The sequence below is a fragment of the Clostridium sp. OF09-36 genome, assembly GCF_003481985.1.
Taxonomy (GTDB): Bacteria; Bacillota; Clostridia; order Lachnospirales; family Lachnospiraceae; genus Brotaphodocola.
Window position 1 is genome coordinate 1 of record NZ_QUMD01000038.1, and the last position, 22,713, is coordinate 22,713.

The following is a 22,713-nucleotide window of genomic DNA, read 5'->3' on the forward strand; positions in this document are numbered from 1 at the left end:
TCAGTGTTTCTGTGAGACCCGGATTTCAATCCACGCTTCCGCGAAGGAAGCGACCAGAGCTTACTGCTACCGGGTCCTCATTTTCCTGCAGATTTCAATCCACGCTTCCGCGAAGGAAGCGACTAGTGCAACGACTGATATTGCTGTTGGGATTATATTTCAATCCACGCTTCCGCGAAGGAAGCGACCGGGTCGAATTGGCAGCCGCTCAGTTTAAGGCAGAATTTCAATCCACGCTTCCGCGAAGGAAGCGACGTTGAATCCGGTAAGCATACCGTTATTCATGGCATAATTTCAATCCACGCTTCCGCGAAGGAAGCGACTATGATGGAGTTCGATTTATAAATCTTCCAAATATTTCAATCCACGCTTCCGCGAAGGAAGCGACCATAGATACGGAAATATCTTCAAGATCCCGGAAATTTCAATCCACGCTTCCGCGAAGGAAGCGACTTTCGCTCCTGTGGAGTGATATTGATTTTCGAAATTTCAATCCACGCTTCCGCGAAGGAAGCGACACCCCGGACCTGGTCGGATTCCCGGAGGTTTTAAAATTTCAATCCACGCTTCCGCGAAGGAAGCGACGGCAAGATCAGCGCCGCACAGAAGGAGTGGGCGAACAGATTTCAATCCACGCTTCCGCGAAGGAAGCGACGGTGTTTATAAGCAAAATGGTGTCAGTCAATTATATTTCAATCCACGCTTCCGCGAAGGAAGCGACAGAGATTTTCTAAAATATTCCTCCGCTTCTTTCAATTTCAATCCACGCTTCCGCGAAGGAAGCGACGAAAATTAAGATTAAGAGTCGGAGGACGAAGATATTTCAATCCACGCTTCCGCGAAGGAAGCGACAATGGTCCTCACAAGGTTATGACAACAATAGGACTCATTTCAATCCACGCTTCCGCGAAGGAAGCGACCGCAGCACGTTGTTGAGCGTGCGGTCTAACAGACGATTTCAATCCACGCTTCCGCGAAGGAAGCGACCGGGACGCCATCGGATCACCAGCATCGTCCAAGAATTTCAATCCACGCTTCCGCGAAGGAAGCGACAATATCGGTTTTGAGGGTACGCCCACTACTTGGGCATTTCAATCCACGCTTCCGCGAAGGAAGCGACATTTAAGACCGGATATTTAACGATTGATGCAAAATTTCAATCCACGCTTCCGCGAAGGAAGCGACGGTGATCTTCTGTTTCTCGATCGTTACATAGCCATTTCAATCCACGCTTCCGCGAAGGAAGCGACGCGTTTAGGTGCGGCAACGACCTATACCCAGACATTTCAATCCACGCTTCCGCGAAGGAAGCGACAATTCATACCAGATACAAGGAGGAATACCACATATTTCAATCCACGCTTCCGCGAAGGAAGCGACACTGGCGCCAGTATGTTATACTATAGACAGTTAAAATTTCAATCCACGCTTCCGCGAAGGAAGCGACAATATGTGCGCTGGAATCTGACTGCATAGACGGATTTCAATCCACGCTTCCGCGAAGGAAGCGACGATGACTGGCTGGGTGAGGAGTTCCTTAACGATGCAATTTCAATCCACGCTTCCGCGAAGGAAGCGACCGTATGCAATCGAATTTTCGATGTTACCCCAAAGATTTCAATCCACGCTTCCGCGAAGGAAGCGACATAGTGCAACACAAAATGCAACACGATAAGCCAAATTTCAATCCACGCTTCCGCGAAGGAAGCGACTTCGGTTTTCATTGATCCTCCAACTATTGACCGTTATTTCAATCCACGCTTCCGCGAAGGAAGCGACAGCAGATATGTACAATTTTCTTGTGTATATCTGCAAAAATCATAGCACAACTTACAAATTAATAATAGTACTTCTTTTTCATACCGTCAAGCAAATAAAATATTCTTATTGGAAAAAGTGCGAATCCATATGCATTTTTATGTATACTTGCGACTCGCACCTCACACTTAGTGGCCTAATATGCATCCACCCTTTCCACCATTGGCTAAGGTTTGATGGTGAAAACTTAGTTTATTATGAAGCAATCATTAATCAATACTCTACTCCGAAATCATAGCGTTTTTAGGATCTGCTGTACAACTTCTGGCAGAATTAATGCTGTCACTTTCTGGTTTCCAAATTCCGATTTTCCGCATCTCTTGTGGCCTTTATAATCTGATAGGCAACAGTCCCTATGCCAACACTCTCCCATCAGAGTTCCTTTTATAGACCACTTTTCATTTTCAGTCAACTCACCTACCAACGATTTCATGACACGTTCTATGGAAAACATTTTTAATCTAGACAAGTATTGCAATGTTTTTCATCTCTGATTTTTGATAAATTAATCCTATGATTCTCCATGCTGAAAGAATCTCTTCCCACGCCACGCACTAATTTTATCTTTCCTGTACCTGTCCATGAAATAATTTATCAAATGCCAAAATCATATATTCAAAACATATCATATCTAAAATCACGATATGACCGTCCGACTGATCAACAAATGCTTTTTAAATACGATACTTATTCCTTTCCAAAACAAATAGGAATATTGACAAATTAAGAAAAATAGAATATGATGTAGGTAGCTAAGGAATGTGATGAGTTCCATAAGGCAAAAACGAAAACCCCAGAGGTCGCACTCTCTGGGGTTTTCTTGTTCGTTGCGGTGAACCACTCCGTTTAGGCTGTCGCTACCTATTTATCCTTGTCCAGCCATTTGCATATGTAGTAGCTAACTACACCTGCTGCGACAGAGACAAGAAACGTGATGAGTATTTCTGCCATAAGGCATTCACCTCCTTTCTGCTGGAGGTTTGGCAGCTCCTACATCATATCATATTTTATGCCAGTATTCTACATAATTTCTGTTGCGACATCGCAATGCATAACAGATTCATTGGCATACGATATAAATCACGTAAGCCACTATCCGTAACAAACCAGATAACAAAGCAGATTACTTTGATTGCTAAAACCACTTTTAACATAATTTTCTCCACAAAATGCCACCGGCCTACTGACTGGTGGTTGTCTTTCGTTCCTTCATGCAAAAATCTTTGCACACTGTTTTGGGCTCTTTATTTTCCAACGTTATTTCTACTGGAATCCAGCTCGAATAAAATTTACACTTCATCCCTTTTTCCAAGTATTTACATTTGAAACACACGGGTATTGCAATCATTGCTTTCTCCACCTTTCGATGTGTTTTCTGACAAGAGCCTCTGCTTCCGGCGGTACGGGTTCATTATTTCTCATTCATTTCAATCCACGCTTCCGTGAAGGAAGCGACGCAAATATGTATAATTTTCTTGTGTATATCTGCAAAAATCATAGCACAACTTACAAATTAATAATAATATTTCTTTTTCATAGCGTCAAGCAAATAAACTATTCTTATTGGAAGACGTGCGAATCCTCTCGTTTGGTAAAATACACGTATAATATAGATCAGATATCCTCTACGACCGAATTTCAATCCACAGCTTCCTCGCAGAAAGCGACCTGGGGATATTTTTGCGTATCCTGGCATGGATTGATTTCAATCCACAGCTTCCTCGCAGAAAGCGACGGTAAGAAAAAATATCTGTGGAGGATTGGACAGATTTCAATCCACAGCTTCCTCGCAGAAAGCGACAGGTGATGGCGCATGAGTGAACCGGTAACGATTGATTTCAATCCACAGCTTCCTCGCAGAAAGCGACACGGCAAGCGCCGTATCATTGCGGGGCACAGAAATTTCAATCCACAGCTTCCTCGCAGAAAGCGACGTTCATATTTTCCGCAGCCGTCCAGTTCATACAAATTTCAATCCACAGCTTCCTCGCAGAAAGCGACAGCAAACATGCACAATCATTCCTTGCACACCTGCATAAATCACAGCAATACTCACAAAATAATAATATTATCCGCTTCCATTGCTGTCAACCCTATAAAAATATCCAATTTTACTAGTGCGAATCTGCCAACATTTTATGTACACTTCTGACTCGCACCAAATACCTATTCGTGTCAAATATTTCAGAAACTTCTACTTGTACTGTTCCAAAACACCACGCATATATCCCAGGAATTCATCATACGCCAAAGTCCATTGAAAAATATCTTCTACAATTTCTTTTACATTCCATTGCTTAATTTTATTCCGGGGAATTGAAATGGACTTTTTCTGCAATACCTTCCAATCGCCTTTGCCGTGTGCAATTTCTTTTGCAAAGGATTCATCAACAACTGCTGTAACCGTATCAGAATCAATCACTTTAAACTCCTTTGCGACATTTTGAAACTGCATGGCTGCTTCCTGCGTCATGAGCGATTGTATCGTTCGCAGGCAACTATCATCGCGGACAATTTCCTCATCCATGGCGTAGGTGCTGAGTTCTGGCACAATTTCTTTATTTTGTAAAAAGAAATCACGCAAAACGTCTCTAGAAGTATTCAGCTGCGTATTCTCTTTTAACATGGAATCTTCTTGTAACGTAAAACTCCACATTTCTGCCCCAGGCAATCTCCATGCCGATTAACTCTCCCAGCGGCCTGTAAAAGCGAAAGCAATGATGATAACTCTCGAAATCCAGTTCGGAAAGAAAAATTAACTCCTGCTTCCACACAAGAAGTTGCTACCAACACCCAGTCCGTATCGTCACGATTCTCTAATCGTCTTTTGATTTTCTCAATTTCACGTTCCCGGTCTTCTGCCTTCAATGCAGTTGATAGGTGTTCCACATGAGATCGGCCAAATCTTTTAAAAAGTCATCTGCCAGTACTGCCGCACTTTGAACTGTATTTACAATCAGCAGTCTCGGACCCGGAGCGCTGTGAATCCATTCTATCAGTTTCTTTCTTGTAACTGGTTTTTCCTGAAAGCAAAAACGAATCCTGCCTTTTTCATACATCATTAAGCGCTTTTGCAGATCCGCATAAACCAATTCCTCAACGCAGGGATGCTTCATACCAACTTGCGATAAAGGTTTCAATTCCCAGTAACGTACCAGAGATCCCGAGGCAAGCGTCCAATAACAGTTCCACTCTTCTGCCAATACATTCATCCAGTTCCAGGCAATTGGCAATAATTTTAAAAGCAATGCGTTATGTGCTTTGTCAATGAAAATAACACTCCCCGGCAGTTCATGGAACCATCGCAGCGCTGATGGACGATTGGAAGCAAGTGTTTCGAAAAATGCGACTGCAGTTGTAACTACAATCGGTGCCCGCCATAATGAAGTCAGATAACGGGTATTGTAATTTTGAAAATCAACCCGTGAATGTAATTCTGCAACCACTGCTTCTGGATCTTCACCAGGCAGCAACAAGGCTTTCCGGTAAATATCCACTGATTGTTGGATGATACTTGTATACGGAAGAATCACAAAAATATGTCTGGCATTGCGTTTAATGGCCTGCTGCAATAAATGTGCCATAACTGCTGTTGTTTTTCCCGATCCCACCGGACTATCGCAAGATGAAAAATCACTGTTAATCCGGGCATTACGGCAGACTAAATACATTTCCCGCCGAAGACGATTACGCTCATCATCACCTTCTAGCTTTGACACGTACTGATCCAATGCAGCAAGTCGTTCTTCTGCACGCAATGCCGGTAATTCCGACTCAACTGCCTTTCCATATGTAACCGCCGTATCTGTGTGATCTGCATCCGCAAGACACGATAAAACCATGCGAATAAACACACTGATTTCTCCAGGATAGGGCTGTTCCTCTTTACAAGTTTCGGTGAGAAACACAGATTGGTGACATTGCAGTAAATCTGACAGCACAGAATCTGTGTGTTGCCGTACTTTTATATGCTCATCACGAAAAATGGCTGTTTCTCTCATACTCTCAGCCTGCATATTCGGAAGACCTTTATGATGAGAATAGACTGCAAGCGCTGCATAGCCATAACCATTCTTTACCAATACAGCGCTTCCAGCATCCACATGATTGATCGGCAAATGTCTCTGGTCATGTCCATGACCTCGTAATACCATCTGATTCTCTGTTTCTAATTTTCCGAGGTCATGCAGACAGGCCGCATCATGAACAATATCATGAAGTTCATTTTTCAAATATTTTGCGTGCTGTTCAACGTCCTTTGCGTACTGCACAGCTCTCATATCTACGCCTTGAATATGTGCAAGATATGTTTGTGCCGGATACTCCATTTTAGCACTGTGCGCAAGATAATCTTCCATTATAAATTCACCAGATCGATACAGCTATCTACTTTCGCCAACAACTCTTCCTGAAGAGAAAGCTTGTCCTGATAATCGTTCCACGATAAAGAGGGTTCCATTTTGTCTCCGATTTTTTCAGGTGTCAACGCTTCGATCAGCTTATATTCTGGACAACTGCCCAGTATATTTTTGTGTTCTATATACCACGCATGACGGATGCGAACATCCGGGCGAATTGCTGAGCGATTCTGCTCATACGCATGTGGAATCAGCAGTTTTAAGAGTTCGATATCCTCTGCAGTACATCCGCTCTTATCCGCATAATTTGGGTTAACAAAGAACGGCATGCAATAAACACCATGATCTACGACGCGATAGCCCAGTGGTGCCATTCCGGCATTTTTCCCCTCCTGAACACCTGCTTTATTGGTATTTGTCTGACGCAAAATATCGACAGGTGCAATCGAAATTCCCATTCCAAACTGCACAACTCCCGTTTTAATAAAACCTTTATCGCCGCCATCTTCAAGAAACGTATTACCAAATACACGCGCGTCCCAATACTTCTTTACAAATTCACTATTTCTAAAATCAGCCGGTGATTTTCCCAGTTCTTTTGTGATCTGCTTTCTGTCACGTCCACGATGCTCTAAAATAAAATATCGGTCCGCATGATTGCTAAACATTTCCGGAAGTGCCTGAAAAAACGGAGTATCATGATCATCCAGCAAATCACGCAATTTTCTCTTGAAAGAAACCGAAGAAATTTCTCCGCATCCGTTCGGCCGCTGACGTGGATCGCCTTCTCGGTCCGGATCACCATTCGGATTTGAATTCACTGCTTCAATTACCAGTAATCCTGTTGCACGCTTAATTTCATTACTCATCGATTCCTACCTCCTCGTTTATCGTACTTTCTTCTTTTTTAGGAAATGCCGCAAGATACCCTATAAATAACTGTGCTTTTTCCTCCTCATCAAACCGGGACGGGACTGTCCATTTTTCACGCAGCTGATTCATAATTCTTTCAAACTGATGATACAGCCACGCTGCCCGCCAGCTTTCCTTCCCCGGTTCCGTTCTTTCTTTGTATCGATAACTTTTCGCCCAGGCATAGTACGGCATGATACGCTGACTTAAAATATTCAACGTGCGGGCTGGCGTCTCACTGGCGTTTCGATATAAGCCACTTCCCAAAAACTGCGGCGGGAAATCACCTTTTCTCACCACATTGCAATAAAGCGCATGAAGTTCATCTGCCGTTTTTAATAATTGACCATAGAGATATGGCACATTCTCCATATAGTCCTCCTTTCTGATATCTTCTCGATACAGTAAAATTCCCAACAACGATACCATGTTTTTCACATGTTTCCATATGGAATGATTCCAATTATCTTTCGCACATAAATTTCCAAGGAATGGACTCAGTAACTCAGTCTTTTCCAATACTGTGTGAAGATCAGCAGTTACGGGTAACGTAGGTTCCAGCAACAATTCTAATCCACGATATCTCGGAACCGGGTGAAACCGGTCGGTTGCCATTTCACCATTTGCTTTCCAGAATCGGTTTAGTACATCCGACGTATCCAATGGTTCCAATACCACAGGCTCACCAAATGGAAAGCGTGGAAGGTTTTTGCAGCCGCAATTCCAAGCCTCCGAACATGCTTCCAATTCATACGGATTTGTCTGACGTGTATAAACAACTTTGGTTCGTGCTTTATCAATTTTTCGGAGAATAAAAATCTGAATCCATTTCGCCTGCGAATCCACTTCGGGATCTTTCGATTTTATTAACTCCTGGACAAACTTTTCTGACCGTGTTGTGAACGATTCTTCCAGATTCTTTGAAGAGCCAAAGAAATTCGTGAAAGAAATCGGTACTTGTGGCATTCTGAATGGATATACAAACAAAATTTCATTTTTTTCCAGGTTCATCCATGTTTTATCTCTCTGTTCCTCTTTTCCGATCCATTCCAGTGATGCCTGAAGCTTCACACGCATAGACGGAGAAATCGGATAACTGGCATTCTCGATTTTTCCATATCTGTTCTGGCAGTATTGTTCTTTGAACATGGTACGGATCGTAACATCGAAGCCACCAGCCAGCTTCACGCCCGGCATTGGTTCTTCTATTGCCTGAAATGGATTTCCGAACGCATCAACATCATTTGCTTCTTGTTCCCCTTGTTGAGAGAAGTCCATTTCAAGTAAACACACATTCAAACCTGTGACAAATTTATCGCTTACTGCCGGTATTCCAGCCTCTATTAATTTTGCAGATTCAAGTGCCACGGAAAGAGAACCATAATCATCGGCTGCATCCGCCCCAGATTTTCCCTGATAAAAAAGAACCGCCAATGCCAGTTTCACATGTTCCCGCTGACTCAGCATCTTCCAAACAACAGATTCCAGTTCTTTATGTAAGCGGGATGCATCCGAAAAGCATTTTGTCTCGTCGATTAATATTTGAAGCGGTTCAAACCGGGCAGCTGCCGTCTGCAGTTCCGCAACGGTATTTTCCATTGATATTTTGTACTTACCCTGAAACTTTTTTCCCCAGTTATATTCCGTACACCATCCTTTTATCTTTTCAAGTGTCTCACAATTTAGTTTCTCTGGATGATCTGCTATTTCATTTAATTCTTTTTTGATAGGATCCTCCGTAACACGATACAATGATGCCAGGTTCATGCATGGATAGCTTCCCTGATTCGAACCATATTTTCGCAAAATCGTACTGTATTTGGGATCAAGCGAAGAAATTTTCATCACCTTTTCATCAGAAAACGTAATACAAACACAAGGTGTCTTTTCTCTTATATTTGGGATTGGTCTGTATTTTCTATGCCAGTTTTGCGTTTGGATTTTTGCCTTTTCAAGCGTTTCGGATAAGTTATACAATTCATTGATCAACGACAATCACTCCTCTCCGGATACTCCAGAACGCCCTTGTGGATGCACAAATCGGTATCATATAATGCCTGATAATGAGAAGAATAACCCTGTTGGAATACACCGCGCAGCATCGAAGGAATCTGGATATCCGGCAGATTTTTGCACACATGTGTTGTATCGCGAAACGGACCAAAGTAAGAAGGTGTAAACTCGCTCCAGCCCAAAGCTAATGTTGCGTAGGATTGTCCACGATTTAAACGGCGATTAAATATTTCCTGGTATGCATGCCCGGGAGATGTCGTTTTTCGGTCCCATTCCAACGCCCGCCCCGGCATTTTCGATTTGTCAGGATTCGGAATAACATCTGCATACAACCGGTAGCAAACATCAAGCAGAACCGTTGCATACATCTGATAATTGTTACCCTTTTTAACAGAATCATTTTTCCGCAGCGGTCCTCCGTAATTGGTCACATAAGAATGAAATTGTGGGATTGTACACAACTCCACTTTTTTCGGAATCACAAGAACGGCCGGTCCCCACAAAACGCTTTCAAACAATCCGCGAACCGCGGAATATGTGGGTGCGGGATAGCTGCATGGAGAATCGCCGGTGTCTGGCCGGGTCCAGAGAGCTGTGTTTCCTGCAATTTCCATGGCTATGGGGTAGGGTTTATGAATCACGTTATGATCGCTCCTTCCTTTTATATGGGATGAAAATTTTTAAGATAACATTTAACAAAATCTATTTGACATTTTTCTTGAACACACATCACAAAAAGAACAACTTATTATCCACTCGTCCTTCCGGTACAAATTCACGGTTTTTACAGATTTTATCTGCATATCCGGTTGTGACCGGCAGTCTCATTTTCTGGGTGGAACCAACATGCAGCTGTGTCAGATATAAAATTTGTCTGATGATATCAGTCATACTTGTATCACCACATTTCTTTTCTATACGCAATGGATTAGGAGAGCCTTTTTTTCGTTTCATGTCAGTAGTGACTAAATATGCTTCCTTCTGATTGTAAACACAATATCCGATTCCCGGATTCAACACCACGCCATCCTGATACATCACCAGTTTGGAGCTGATATTCTTTCTTACTTCAACAATCGTATAAAAAATTCCTTTTGCTGAAAAATAAGTCTGGTACCATTCGTCATTTTCGTTGCTGAAACCGTCTCTGTGGATCATGATGCGTTTCGGAGTTTCTCCAAATGCTTCTTCATACGAAAAGATTACCTGGTCAAAAATATCCTGTAAAATTCTTGTTGTAATCTTCTCTCCACGCTGGGCCTGCTTTGGCTTGTAAAATCCTAATAAACGTCCATATTTATCAAACACAACGGAACAGGCCGGAAAATGAATCCCCGTGTCCGCAGTCGCTACATCCAGACCAACAAAACAATCTGCATTTCCTGGCATATCTTTTATGATCCAGGGAATGCCACCTATTTTTCCAAGAATTCCCAGAACAATGTTATGCAGATAATATTTTGATGTAGAAGCAGTTGTTTCCCGTTCAAACATTTTTGCTGTACGAACGCTGACCATCTGTGATGGAATATTCGCCTCCGCCCAAATGGTTTTAAACGGATTATACGGTCCATCATCTTCCATATCATCAGGAACAATGGCTATTACTATATCCACTTCATCAAGTTTCTTTATTTTATTTGCTGCCCGCTTATAATCGGTAATGTCACCAAGCTCATATTCTTCCTGAATCATAGCCCGCGACTGAATATCTAATAACCCCTCCCGCGTATAACAATCCTTCTGACCATGGTAATATCCCTTTGTACTAAAGGTGTAGATGGAATTCGCCACTGCTTTCATCAGATTTTTCATTCCGGTTGGATATAAATAGCCTATTTTTATTTTTTTATCCGGTTTCTTATAAAATCCATGTTGGAAAACCTGAATTTCTTTTCCACAATCTACAGTGTGACCTTCTCCACACGTTAATGCCGGAAGATATACCACACCAGGTCTATATCCTAATCGGTCTGCTGGACAACAATCACGTTCAAATTCAAAACCGCCGAGTTCCTGAATTGCTCCAATATCCTGAATAAAATCAGCATCCAGCTGCAATCTTGTACGCATATCGCGTTTTACATACTTGTCAATTTTTAACGAAAACTCTGGATCCAGTATTCCAACCATCTCTCTTGTCAAAACAGGCTTTAATGCCTGCGGATAATACGGCAGTTCACTGCCTCCAAGCAATTTCACCTTGATGACTGGTGTGTTGTCCGAAATGTCCTTCACGCGGTATTCTTCACCCTTTTTTACATAATAGTCCTTCAAGCTACGCGCAAAATTCAATGAATCTGTAACAGTAAAGCCACATACCTCCGTAATCGTTCCAGTCTGCTTATTTTTTGCCCAATCATTTTTTACTGTCATACCAACCACAGACTTCCCGGCAGAAAGATAATCTGCCACTGTAAGCCTTGAGGAAAACATGCTGCTTGTATCAATATGAAGGTAGGTATAGCCATCTTCTTTTACGGAAACCCATAATTTATACTGCCGCTCCAGACTAATTTCCTTATTTCTGGAAGAATACGTCTGAAATCCGTTTTCTGTCATAATAAATTTGCTTGTAATTTCATTCCTGCATGCATATTTCCTATATTTTTCAGCGATGAGGACCGTTTCTAATTTTCTAAAAATACAATACTTGATAAGTTCACCATAGACCCTCTGATTCTTTCCAACCTCCAGCTCCTGTTTTCCCTTGTATTCCAGTTCAAAATCAGCATTAGGAATATCGTTCTTTACCAGCTCTGTTGTATATATGTACTCCCCATTTTCAAATACACCGCAATGATTATAATTGCGGATTTTCCAACTAGCTCCCCGTATAATCTTGTATTTATTATCCTCAATATTTTGAGAAATCAGTTGATAGACATGCAAAGAAACCGGTTCAATCCTTGTCTTTGATGCAAACACCTCAAGTTTCAGATCTTTCCCCATAATAACGTACCTCCCAAACATAAATACCGGATATAGTATTGTCATTTTGTAACTGTTCAGTACCTTCACAGTCACGAGCAAAAATCCCATTGCCTGCGGCAATGGGATTTTTGCCTGCCAGCCTATGTTTTCTTACGGTCAGCGCAGTAAATGCGCAGACCTACTGAACAGTTACATCATTTTTTTGATATGCAGCGCAGCATTTGCAGTTTCACAACTTTTTAGCTGTTTGATATTTAATATAACATTTTAGCTGTCCTATAAAAATCCCAGATTATTACTGCTGGGCAACTTTATCAGGTTTTCCCTGTGGATTGAAATGTAAGCATTTGTTAATATCTCAAGCATCGGTTCCCATTTTTAATAAGGCTATCTTACTGAGTTGGGATCAACATGAAAAATCCCCCATGACATCCATCTCTTCATAGATATCATGGAGGATTTTTTCATCAGCAACCCAATTTTTCACTCCACTCTGCCTCTTTAAATCCCGTCAATACCATCTCATCCTTCACGATCAGCGGGCGCTTTACCAGCATTCCATTCGACGCCAGAAGCTTCAGCTGTTCTTCTTCGCTCATACCCGGAAGTTTGTCTTTCAACTGCAATTCCTTATAAAGCATGCCACTGGTGTTAAAGAATTTTTTTAGGGGGAGTCCGCTGCGCTCATACCACTGCTTCAGTTCCTCGTACGTTGGATTGTTCTCCACGATATGACGGTCTATATAAGAAATGTGATTTGCATCCAGCCATTTCTTTGCCTTCTGGCAGGTAGAGCATTTTGGATATTCGATAAATAACATGGTGTGTACCTTCTTTCTTCATTTTTGATCGTTTTTTCAGTTCCTATCTCGTCTCCCGGTATCTCCTCCGATAATAATCCATCGTCCGGTATTCGATAATGTCTTTCATTTGTTCTGTAAACGCTTCATGATGCACCAGCCCCTGCAGTTCGCTTCTAAGCGAGATCACAAAGCCATCCTTCTCTACAAAAAATCCTTTTCCTGATTCCAAAAGAAAATGAACCGGCATTGTAATGATCTTTTTTAAATGGTCTTTATCGGATATGGCTTTATATTTATCATAAGTGATCTGTTTGTCCAGGTCTTTCCAGTTTCGGTTCTGGTCAAAAAAGTGCTTCCAAGTCTGGAGCAATTGCGGTGCAGTCAGATCCGTCTGAATGTCACCGTCGTGATAAAACGCCAGAAGTACAGGCATTTTATAAACCTTGGTCATATTGGTTATCTCCAGGACGTTCAAAAATTCTTTGCCAATCCCGCGCAGCAGCATTTCTTCCATATCTGTTGTCTCGCCCAGTGATTTCAAGAATCCAAGGTAATCTTTAAAAATATTATCTTTCGCATGCGATATGGCAAGCTGGTAGATATCGTCATCCATGTAAGTGAACAAATCCAGACGGGATGGACGCCTGCCGAGTTTTTCCTTTACACGGAAATATTCCATTTGGATCTGATCCCGGATTTTCAGACGCTTTTTATCCAGTTCTTCGAAAAGGTCAATCAGCCGCATATCAAAATCGATCAGACAGTCATCTGGGATTCCTTCTTGATCTGAAGCCTGGTCTGACAGTTGATTCATTGCCTGATCGGATGACCGGTATGACATTGCCGACGAACCAAAATTTCCAGTGAGAAGCCGCCTCACATTTCCTGCCTTCTCATAATTTCCGATGAAATCCAGCACATTCAGGTATTCTTTTCCTGCATTGCGTCGCAGTCCTCTGCCAAGCTGCTGCAAGAATACGACCGGAGATTCCGTTGGCCGTAGGAACAGTACCATATCCACCGACGGAATATCCACGCCCTCATTGAACATATCGACAGAAAAGATTACCCTGATCTCGCCCGCCTTTAACATTTCAATTGCTGCATTCCGTTCTTTGGCATAGTCTCCTGCTGCACCACTGTAGACCGCAGCCGATGGAATTCCTCTTTTGCTGAATTCCATTGCCATTTTTTCAGCATGCTCCCTAGTGGAGCAGAACCCCAATGCACGCCTCGAACCGTATTTCCTGTAATATTTGTAGATCAGCTCATATCGGTCTTTATTTTCCAGATAAATTTCATTCAGGTCTTTCTCAGAATAATGTCCCTTTACCAGATGCAAGCCAGAATAATCAGTTTTATCATAAATGCCATAATAATGAAACGGCACCAGCATTCCTTTGTTAATTGCCTCGTTCAATGGAATTTCATAAGGAACATTATAATCGCACAGCTCGTAGATATTCCGACCATCCATTCGTTCCGGCGTAGCTGTAAGGCCCAGTAAAAACTTTGGTTTAAAGTAATTTACAATCCGAAGATACTGATCTGTTACTGCATGGTGAAATTCATCAATGACAATGTAATCAAAATACTCTGCCGAAAAATATTCTTCCCGCAAATATTCCGTTCTGCCCAGTGTCGATACCGAAGCAAATATCACCGACTTATCCGTTGTTTTCTCTTTGCCGTAAAAAAATCCATAATCATCCGAATTCCGGACATTTCGAAAGGAAACTGCCGCCTGATTCAGAATCTCTTCACGGTGTGCCACAAACAAAACCCGCTGATAATTTCTAGAATCAAATGTAGCCAGATACGTCTTTCCAACACCTGTCGCAGCCTGGACAATTCCACGTGTCGCACCTTCTGCCCGGCTGTTTTCCAGTGCACAAAGTGCTTCAATCTGCGCTCCGCGCGGCTCAAACAAAAGCCTTACCTTCGTATCTTCCGCTTCTTCTATACTTTCATAACGATCCAGATCTTTAAAAGCTGCCGGCCTGTGCCAGGTTTTTGAGTACCGTTTTAATTCTGCCTCATCGATCACAATGGAATGATTCTGAAAAAGATCTTCGAACGTCTGATAAAACTTTTCGTAATTTTCAGGGTCCTTATAACTGCTGAACCGGTAATTCCACTCAATCCCAGATGTCAACGCGCTGCGCGAAATATTGGAAGATCCTATATAAATCTCACTATGGTCCGGATAATGGAAAATATAAGATTTTGGATGGAAAGAGCGGTTTTTTTCACAATAAAACCGAAGGTCCACAAGTTCTCCCAGTTCGTGCTTGATCAGATACAATGCCGACGGCTGGGTAATGCCAAGATAATTGCCCGTCAGGATGCGGACCGTTGCACCGCGCTTCATAGCCTGCTTTAGTTCTCCCAAAAGCATTTTCACTCCGGATTCCATCAGAAACGACACAATGATATCGATGCGGCCCGCCTTGCGCATGCTATGAATCAGCTGGTAATACAAATATCTTCTTTTATCCCGGTCACCCGTCATGACATCGGTAGCATCTTCTTCCAAAATCGCAGTTTCTAATGTTTTCGCAGCATTACATTCAGCCATTTTCCTCGCCTCTTCCAGGTCTTACATCGGTTGTGATCCAGTATGTTTCCATACTAATTTTTTCTATATCTTTTATAAATTCCGTAAATGTTTCTATTGAAAAATCCGTAAAATATCTTCCGTTGCGTTCTCCTTCAAAGTCCCCATATTTGAACGATGTGTAAATGATGCCATCGTCGTGCAAGGCCTCCACCATCTTCCATAATACTTCCCGCAATTCATTCTTCGGAAGATGCAAAATGGACGAACAGGCCCAGATTCCGTCATATTGATTCTGCGCATCCAGTTCCTGAAACAGCATATGCCGAACCGGTATACCTGTATATTTCCTGGCATATCTGCACATTTCTTCTGATCCATCCACAGCTGTTACACAAAGCCCCGCTTCCAGAAAATACTTCGTATCCCGACCTGAACCACAGCCAAAATCAAGCACCTGTTTGCCACGCAATGCATTTATAAACTTGTCCTGAATTGGTTTGAAATTTACGGATATGGTACTGGAGACGAAGGATTGGGCATGATGGTTGTAGTAGTCTAGGGTTTTGTTGTTCATAATTGTCTACTGCAATACCTCCCGCACCTTCTCCACCACAAGCACATCCGCCGGTAACCATTCTACCGAACCCAGTTTCTCTTTCGTTAACCACTTCGCTGCTTCGTGTTCCCGAAGCACTAAGTCTCCAGAAACAACCTCTGCCCAGAAGCAGTCCATAGAAAGATGGAAGGTTGGATAATCGTATTCTACTGTAACGATCGGCTCTCCCACTGAAATTTCAGTATCCAGTTCTTCCTGAATTTCCCGTTTTAATGCTTCCTGTGGTGTTTCTCCTGCCTCAATCTTCCCGCCTGGGAATTCCCAACCGTCTTTAAATTCTCCGTATCCACGCGGGGTTGCAAAAATAATCGCTTCTCCATTTTCTTTGCTTGCTTTGATCACTGCTGCAACTACCCTTACTGTTTTCATCGCAATCCTCCATTTTTACGCAGTAAAATAATCGAATATATCCTTACGTACTTCTTGTTTTAATTCCAACTTAAAATTCATGATCGGGCGGGATTCTTTTTTATCATTTAATATAGTAGTTTCTTTCCATGCAACCGGCGTTACTTCACCCATATAATAAAAATCACTTCCCTCTCCATCACTTTTTTTCAAAAATAAAAGAACTTTAAGCCCATTTTCACGAGCATGAATCAATTCCTGCGATTCCGAACTCTCAAGTTTCACTTTACTACGAGTCATCCAGCTAAAAATTTTATTGCTATAAACTGTCGGATTGATAGCAATTTTTTCGAATTCATCTAAGTACTTCGTACTGTTTGCAATGTCTTCTGATTTTTCGTATGTAACAAAGATCGGACATGTATGATATTTAATACGATAACCATATACTGTCGAGCTATCGTCCTTTGTCCAATTCAATATCCTACATACATCTTTTCTAGAATATTTTTGATACAATGTTCTTGGAATTTTAAATGCTAAACCAGTCCAATTAGCTAAAGTACATTTAATTCTACCGTTAACATTCCCATCCATGAGATAAAGCTGTATATTTTCCCTCTTGCCATACACTACTCCTCTTCTGTTCTATCAACCGAGCCTCGTTTCTATTCCATAAAATTTCCAAAATATATTAATAACTAAGACTTCCAACCCCCCGAAGGGGCGCACCTAGAAAATTCAACATTTCAGCTAACAAAATGTAAACGCCTCATAGCGGGTACCTTGCCAGCCAAAAGCCTCTTTCACGGCCCGATTTCCACAATCAATTTTTTTATATCGTAACTTCTTCATCTGTTGATTGCAAGTTAAAAACTCTTTATCTACTGCCACGCAATCACCTTTCCTCATTTAGCTATTTGAAACATCAGACGAATCCTTAAAATTCATTATTCTACCTGTTACTGGTATTCTATCAACCGGTTCAACTTTAGACCTAAAATATATTTTAGCTCTGAAAGCTTCTAAACACTCTTCTATATCATCAAATTCTTTCTGGTAAATACTCACGTAATCAAATGCATCTTCAGACTTTTTTTCCTCTGCAAATAATGCCTTACTCACTCCAATCGCCTTACGCATGCAAACAGCAAAATTGCCTTTATTATTTTTATAAAGATTGAAATGATAAGTCTCTTCCAAAATTTTATGTTTTATTTTTCTTATCTTGTCAAAAATTTCATTATAAGCTCTGAGTCGTATATTTTTATTAGCAAAAATAAAATTCAAATTGCCATACGCACTGTCTAATTCAGATAAGCTAATCTTTGACAATTCTATGTAACTATCAATAACTTCATTAATTGTCCTTTCATAGCCCTCCATTCGAGAAATACATATTTGATTTAAAATATTACATACATCATCATTTTCCGTAAATGACATAGGTTCATTTTCTTCCATCCATTGAATGTATTTTTCTCGATACTCATGCGACTCTTCTGGGCCAAATATACCTGCTACTCCTGGTGGTAATTCCTTAGCGCGTTTATTATAATAATTTTCAGCAATACAACTAGTAACAATATCCTCTGGTTCATCAAAATAAATATATTTCGCCTTTCGGAACTGTGCAAGCACTCGTTGTGCTTCTATCCAGAATTGTTCCATTGCCTTCTTACGTTCTGAAAAATATTCTACCAATGACATGATAAATCCCAGCAAAGCACTACCAAATATTGCCAACGTAATATCATATCCAATATTTTCATCTGAGCAGCAGTATTTATTAAAAATTGCCATCAATATAATAGCCACTAAAGAACAAATGAATGTAACAATTGTAACCCATTTCTTTGCCGTCAATTCTAATCTTCCTCCTGATCTATCCCACACGCATCAATCAGATACTTCCGCATATCTTCCTCGTGCTTCTTGTACATAATTTCTTTCCAATAAAGCTTGCAACCTTATCGCCATTCTTTTCAGTAAGCTCGTTCATAATACGAAGTTTGATACTTCCCTTGCTTATCATATCTTTAAACGTGCTCTTCTTTGCCTCCGAAGACATATTTGAAAACTTTGAATTAACATTACGCTGGATAATGCATAAATTAGCAAACTGATCTACACCATCTTTCCATTGTTCAAAGGTTCCCTCTGACGGATTTTGAGGATACCAATGCTCTAATCTCTGTTTACATCATCTAAGCATTCCTACTCTTTACAGGCTTATTTTTATAACATGTACTAGCAAATATAGCCCTCAAACCCGCTTAAACTTGTGCTTTCTTCGACAACAAGCAAATCACTTCGCAGTGGCACGATACGTTAGTAAGTACGTCATATCCACCTATCTGTTCAAGGGAACATATCTACGAACCCTTTAACGATAACTCCATTTTTGAACCCTGCCTTATATTATTTACTCTCTTCTACAACACTTCGCATAGAAGTATGCCGTAATGCCGACATTGGCTTCCCATTGACTTTTGCATCGAGGTTCAAATATGTTACTCCATCCCTAATAATAATAGGACTATTCTCTTCTCCTGGTTGCAACTCTATGTGTGGGCGTTCCTTCGCATGAATGCTTTGGGCATGCAATGTTCCCAATTCGAATTTTCTATCGGTTCTACTATTCAGTAGATAGAACCAATCAATGTACAAATTTTCAAATTTATCATACATGCAAATAAACATCTCTGCTGCTTTTCCTGAAGCTTTATTAAAGTAAATATCATCATTCATAAAAAGCTGCAGTTGAAATTGTTTTGATCTATGGAGATAATACACATCCATTATGAACGCCGGATATTCCATACACGTTTCTAATTCAGCAGCTTTCTTATCAATCGTAAAAGCTTTAGCTTTATTCAAATCTTCAGATAGAATGTGAAGATTCTCATAGGTACAGTTCAATCCATCATTATCCAGATGTTCTATTATGTTACCCTCTGCTTGCATTCGGTCAATATTTTTACGCCCATAAATAAATCCCAAAACAAACTCATGGAAATATATGTTTAACTTACTGTTATGCAAATAAGGGTGCTCACCATCTTTATATGTCCAAGTGTACTTTTTAACTTCTTCTAGTAATGACGGATCATTTGTTATTTTTGCAACATGCCCTTTCCACTGATCTCTACTTAGTTCAATAACATTACCGATAACTTGTATGTTAACTGCTTTAGGCATCTATTCATCACCTCCTTCTTCATAATCTTCTGATGTGAGCAAGACTGCTGGAGTATATTCGCATTCTGGTACAAGGCTTTTAATCGCAATGAATAATTCTTCGAAATAATCACCAGGTACCCAGTATGTTTCTTTAAACTTCGTTTTATCTGAATATGTAATATTAAATTCAATACCACCTATATCAGTGCAGAACTCTTCAACGCCTCTTTCAATAATTCCTGGAAGTATACCCGTAACCTCATCATATTTCATTTTGAAGATTGGACTGTTCGTTTTGTAACTCCACTTTCTCTTTGGATTAATATCCGTTTCCTGATAAGGAACATATTCATAGGCTATTGAATCTTGCGTAATGGTCACTTTATCATTGAAGGCTTCATCATAGCAGCAATAGCCTGACGAGCCTTTTATCACAATTCGTGTTATTTCTGCCATGCTGTACCTCCTATTTCATAATCGCTTTAACTTTGGATATCAATGTGATGTCCGCCGGAAGCCACTGCACACTATCGAGTTCACTCTTGTTAAGCCACTTTGCATCTTCTACTTAAGCTCTCCTTCTATCACTTCACACCAAAAGCAATCCATCGATAAATGAAATGAAGGATAATCATATTCAACAGTATCGATTAAATCTCCGACACCTATAAGAATATCTAGTTCTTCCTTTATTTCTCTAACAAGGGCCTCTTGAGAAGTCTCTCCAGGTTCAATTTTTCCACCAGGGAATTCCCACTGACCCTTGGATTCTCCATAACCTCTAACTGTAGCAAATATTCGTTTCTTTTCTTTTATAGAATCACAAATAACTGCAGCTACAACTTTTACTGTTTTCATATCAATCCTAAATGAATTCAAGCATCTTCTTTTCCATGCAGAATTCATATTCCATCTTCTTTAATCCAACTTTGTCAAAGTCTACCGCAATAGAGGTTCCTTCGATTGCAGTAATAGTTCCGATTCCAAATGCCTTATGTTTTACTTGCTTACCTATAATATCAACAGGAATAACAACTGGTGGCTTTGGTTCTGGCTTTGGAATAACTGGTGGAACATACGTAGATTTGCTGCCCGACTTTTTCTTAGCAGCAATCATCTTCATATACTGTTCATCCATGTCCTTACCACGCGCTTTGAAATCTTCCATATCCTTAAATACAAACATGGCCGGTTTCTTTACATCATTATCAGGCACCGGACGGATAGGAAACATCCAAACTTTACGAGGAACTCCATCCTCGCCTGGCTGAGTTTCGGTGTAAGGTTTGTCAACAAGCTCTATCCTTCCGCAGTACACATACTCGCCCGCATCCATTACTTCGAAAAGGTGGACATCGACGCCATTGTAACCGCATGCTGCAAGCGTAGCATTCTGGGCCCAATTAATATCCTGGTCTCCATTTTTACCCATACCAGTGTAATGAAGAGCTCCACCAATCCACTTATCGTGATAGATTCCTTTTGTGTAGTCTGAGACAATAACCAAAGTATTCGTAGTCTTTGAACGTCTCATCCCGCCCATATTCCCGCATTTGAATATATCAACAATATCTGCATTTTTTAGTATTTGCCCTATTTTTAATCCATGATTAAATGCCATAGTGCACCTCCAAATTTGATAAACTTTCTAGAAATTCATTCTTCTTCCGGATAAGCACGCTATCCAAAGCATGTCAATCATATCCACCTACACTTTTATAGTTTTATCACACTCTGCATCTTATTTTTCCTTTATGTATTTTCCACTCTTGATACGCTCATCATTAGGTTTTTCTGCATCAGCCGGAATAGCCCAATAGGAACCGATCTTTGTTGCACCTGGAATTCTATTTTCTGCACATAAAACCTGAATTCTTCTGATGGAGATACCCCATTTTTCAGAGGTTTGTCGTATTGATAAATATTCCATATAATCCTCTCTTATAGTACAAAACACACACAATACAATCTAACGATATTATATTCCAAACCACGAATAAAATCAATCTAAAAAAGGCAGCCAATCCTAAGCCTGCTGCCCTTGCAAATCCTTGTTATCTTGGAATATCCAGTTCAATTCCTGCTTTGAAGCAAACTTTGAACCTATCGTCATAGATCTTTATCTCTTGAATGTACTTTCTAACCATCGATTCTTCATATTCAGTGAGTTCTTCATTTGCTTCTATCAGGTACTCTTCCAACTCAGAAATTCTCTTTTTAAATCCCTCAGTATCAGCCTTGGCTACCAATAGCTTCTGCTTCTTTTCTTTAAGTCTGTCAACCTCATCGGCGAGAGCCGAGTAATCCTTTTTTGCCTGGGCTAGCTTCACCAGTTCTTTCTGCTTTGCAGTAAGAAGCTCATTTAATGTTTCCAACTCACCGCTGTTATCATCTGCAATCGCAGCCTCGATATTCTGTAATAGAACTATCTTCATTGATGAAGAGCATCTTACTAAAAGGTTTATGGCCTTTACTGTTGCCTGCTGAAGTTCTTCCTCACCAATCGTAGGTGCGTCGCATGCATCTGGTCCATGCTCAACCCTGGTGCAACATCGCCATACATTTGACCTTTTTCCTCGATTATTCCAGGCAATGCGCCTGTAAATATCCCCGCATCTGGTGCAAATGCAAATACTGCTCAGAGCGTATTTGCTGGAATAGATTCTTTTTCTTTTACCATCATTGCTATACATATTAGATCTTCTAAAAAGCTCTTCTTGCACCTAGGTAAACAGGTCTCTAGGAATAATCGCCTCCTGGCTTCCGGTAACGTAGTATTGTGGAACCGAGCCATCATTCTTAATTCACGTTTTTTCAATAAAGTCTGTGGTGATTGTTTTCTGCAAAAGAGCATCGCCTATGTGCTTCTCATTTTGAAGAATACCCTTAACTGTACTCAGGTGCCATTTGTATTTTTTTCCGCCGGTCTTTATCTTATCTCTCTCAAGACCAGCAGCAATTTCACCAAGGCTGGTCCCTTCAAGAAATTCTCGGTAGATACGTTTTACTATCTTTGCCTCCTCCTCGTCTATGATGAGATTTCCTTCTTCATCCTTGGTTGTTTATGATACACTAAAATTACCAGAAAAAAGCGTCAGAATTCCCTGAAATCAGCAAGGGATTTTCCTCAAAAAAGGCGGGACATATTGTATCCCCTTCACAATACAG

At 40.8% G+C, this 22,713-nt stretch carries 19 protein-coding genes, 1 pseudogene and 2 CRISPR repeat arrays; all 20 genes and pseudogenes read right to left on the reverse strand.

What is annotated here, in order from left to right; all coding sequences use genetic code 11:
- Nucleotides 1–22 precede the first annotated feature (22 nt).
- Nucleotides 23–1,779: a CRISPR direct-repeat array (repeat unit 32 nt; unit sequence ATTTCAATCCACGCTTCCGCGAAGGAAGCGAC).
- Between the two features lie 1,674 nt (nt 1,780–3,453).
- Nucleotides 3,454–3,819: direct repeats of the CRISPR family, unit length 33 nt; unit sequence ATTTCAATCCACAGCTTCCTCGCAGAAAGCGAC.
- A gap of 193 nt (nt 3,820–4,012) precedes the next feature.
- Nucleotides 4,013–4,444: a hypothetical protein gene (locus tag DXA97_RS21285; RefSeq protein ID WP_243107750.1), complete on the reverse strand. Its 432-nt coding sequence runs from the start codon at nt 4,442–4,444 to the stop codon at nt 4,013–4,015.
- A gap of 238 nt (nt 4,445–4,682) precedes the next feature.
- Nucleotides 4,683–6,176: a DEAD/DEAH box helicase gene (locus tag DXA97_RS17930; RefSeq protein ID WP_243107751.1), complete on the reverse strand. Its 1,494-nt coding sequence runs from the start codon at nt 6,174–6,176 to the stop codon at nt 4,683–4,685.
- Nucleotides 6,176–7,045 (reverse strand): type I CRISPR-associated protein Cas7, encoded by an 870-nt coding sequence (locus DXA97_RS17935; protein ID WP_118721314.1) that lies wholly within the window; start codon nt 7,043–7,045, stop codon nt 6,176–6,178. The genes DXA97_RS17930 and DXA97_RS17935 overlap by 1 nt, the downstream gene beginning before the upstream one ends.
- The gene (locus tag DXA97_RS17940; RefSeq protein WP_118721315.1) at nt 7,038–9,077 is read right to left on the reverse strand and encodes a hypothetical protein; all 2,040 of its coding nucleotides are present in this window, start codon (nt 9,075–9,077) and stop codon (nt 7,038–7,040) included. Before DXA97_RS17940 ends, DXA97_RS17935 begins: the two co-directional genes overlap by 8 nt.
- Entirely contained in the window at nt 9,074–9,742 is a 669-nt protein-coding gene (cas5, locus tag DXA97_RS17945; protein ID WP_118721316.1) for a CRISPR-associated protein Cas5, read from the reverse strand. The genes DXA97_RS17940 and cas5 overlap by 4 nt, the downstream gene beginning before the upstream one ends.
- Before the next feature lie 88 nt (nt 9,743–9,830).
- Nucleotides 9,831–12,053, reverse strand: coding sequence for a Piwi domain-containing protein (locus tag DXA97_RS17950; protein ID WP_182436959.1), 2,223 nt, complete (start codon nt 12,051–12,053; stop codon nt 9,831–9,833).
- A 449-nt stretch (nt 12,054–12,502) separates the two neighbouring features.
- Nucleotides 12,503–12,856: an arsenate reductase family protein gene (locus DXA97_RS17955; protein WP_118721318.1), complete on the reverse strand. Its 354-nt coding sequence runs from the start codon at nt 12,854–12,856 to the stop codon at nt 12,503–12,505.
- Nucleotides 12,857–12,899: 43 nt separating this feature from the next.
- Nucleotides 12,900–15,416 carry a DEAD/DEAH box helicase family protein gene (locus tag DXA97_RS17960; protein ID WP_118721319.1) on the reverse strand — a complete coding sequence of 839 codons (2,517 nt, stop codon included), beginning with the start codon at nt 15,414–15,416 and terminating at the stop codon, nt 12,900–12,902.
- A complete protein-coding gene (locus DXA97_RS17965; RefSeq protein ID WP_118721320.1) occupies nt 15,409–15,972 on the reverse strand; it encodes a class I SAM-dependent methyltransferase in 564 nt (187 codons plus the stop codon). The genes DXA97_RS17960 and DXA97_RS17965 overlap by 8 nt, the downstream gene beginning before the upstream one ends.
- 6 nt (nt 15,973–15,978) lie before the next feature.
- Nucleotides 15,979–16,383: a (deoxy)nucleoside triphosphate pyrophosphohydrolase gene (locus tag DXA97_RS17970; protein ID WP_118721321.1), complete on the reverse strand. Its 405-nt coding sequence runs from the start codon at nt 16,381–16,383 to the stop codon at nt 15,979–15,981.
- Nucleotides 16,384–16,398: 15 nt separating this feature from the next.
- The gene (locus DXA97_RS17975; protein ID WP_243107752.1) at nt 16,399–16,995 is read right to left on the reverse strand and encodes a DUF3427 domain-containing protein; all 597 of its coding nucleotides are present in this window, start codon (nt 16,993–16,995) and stop codon (nt 16,399–16,401) included.
- A gap of 120 nt (nt 16,996–17,115) precedes the next feature.
- A complete protein-coding gene (locus DXA97_RS20405) occupies nt 17,116–17,256 on the reverse strand; it encodes a hypothetical protein (protein ID WP_182436960.1) in 141 nt (46 codons plus the stop codon).
- 18 nt (nt 17,257–17,274) lie between these two features.
- The gene (locus tag DXA97_RS17980; protein WP_118721322.1) at nt 17,275–18,228 is read right to left on the reverse strand and encodes a hypothetical protein; all 954 of its coding nucleotides are present in this window, start codon (nt 18,226–18,228) and stop codon (nt 17,275–17,277) included.
- Nucleotides 18,229–18,783: 555 nt separating this feature from the next.
- Nucleotides 18,784–19,563, reverse strand: a complete 780-nt coding sequence (locus DXA97_RS17990) for a hypothetical protein (protein ID WP_118721323.1) — start codon at nt 19,561–19,563, stop codon at nt 18,784–18,786.
- Entirely contained in the window at nt 19,564–20,001 is a 438-nt protein-coding gene (locus DXA97_RS17995) for a hypothetical protein (RefSeq protein ID WP_118721324.1), read from the reverse strand.
- A gap of 10 nt (nt 20,002–20,011) precedes the next feature.
- A pseudogene (locus tag DXA97_RS18000) lies at nt 20,012–20,403 on the reverse strand ((deoxy)nucleoside triphosphate pyrophosphohydrolase).
- Nucleotides 20,404–20,410: 7 nt separating this feature from the next.
- Complete coding sequence (locus DXA97_RS18005; protein WP_118721325.1) at nt 20,411–21,166, reverse strand: HNH endonuclease; 756 nt, start codon at nt 21,164–21,166, stop codon at nt 20,411–20,413.
- Nucleotides 21,167–21,286: 120 nt separating this feature from the next.
- Nucleotides 21,287–21,475, reverse strand: coding sequence for a DNA-binding protein (locus DXA97_RS18010; protein ID WP_118721326.1), 189 nt, complete (start codon nt 21,473–21,475; stop codon nt 21,287–21,289).
- 124 nt (nt 21,476–21,599) lie between these two features.
- Nucleotides 21,600–22,238: a zinc ribbon domain-containing protein gene (locus tag DXA97_RS21290; RefSeq protein ID WP_243107753.1), complete on the reverse strand. Its 639-nt coding sequence runs from the start codon at nt 22,236–22,238 to the stop codon at nt 21,600–21,602.
- Between the two features lie 111 nt (nt 22,239–22,349).
- Entirely contained in the window at nt 22,350–22,580 is a 231-nt protein-coding gene (locus DXA97_RS21295) for a recombinase family protein (RefSeq protein WP_347561698.1), read from the reverse strand.
- Nucleotides 22,581–22,713: the final 133 nt, after the last annotated feature.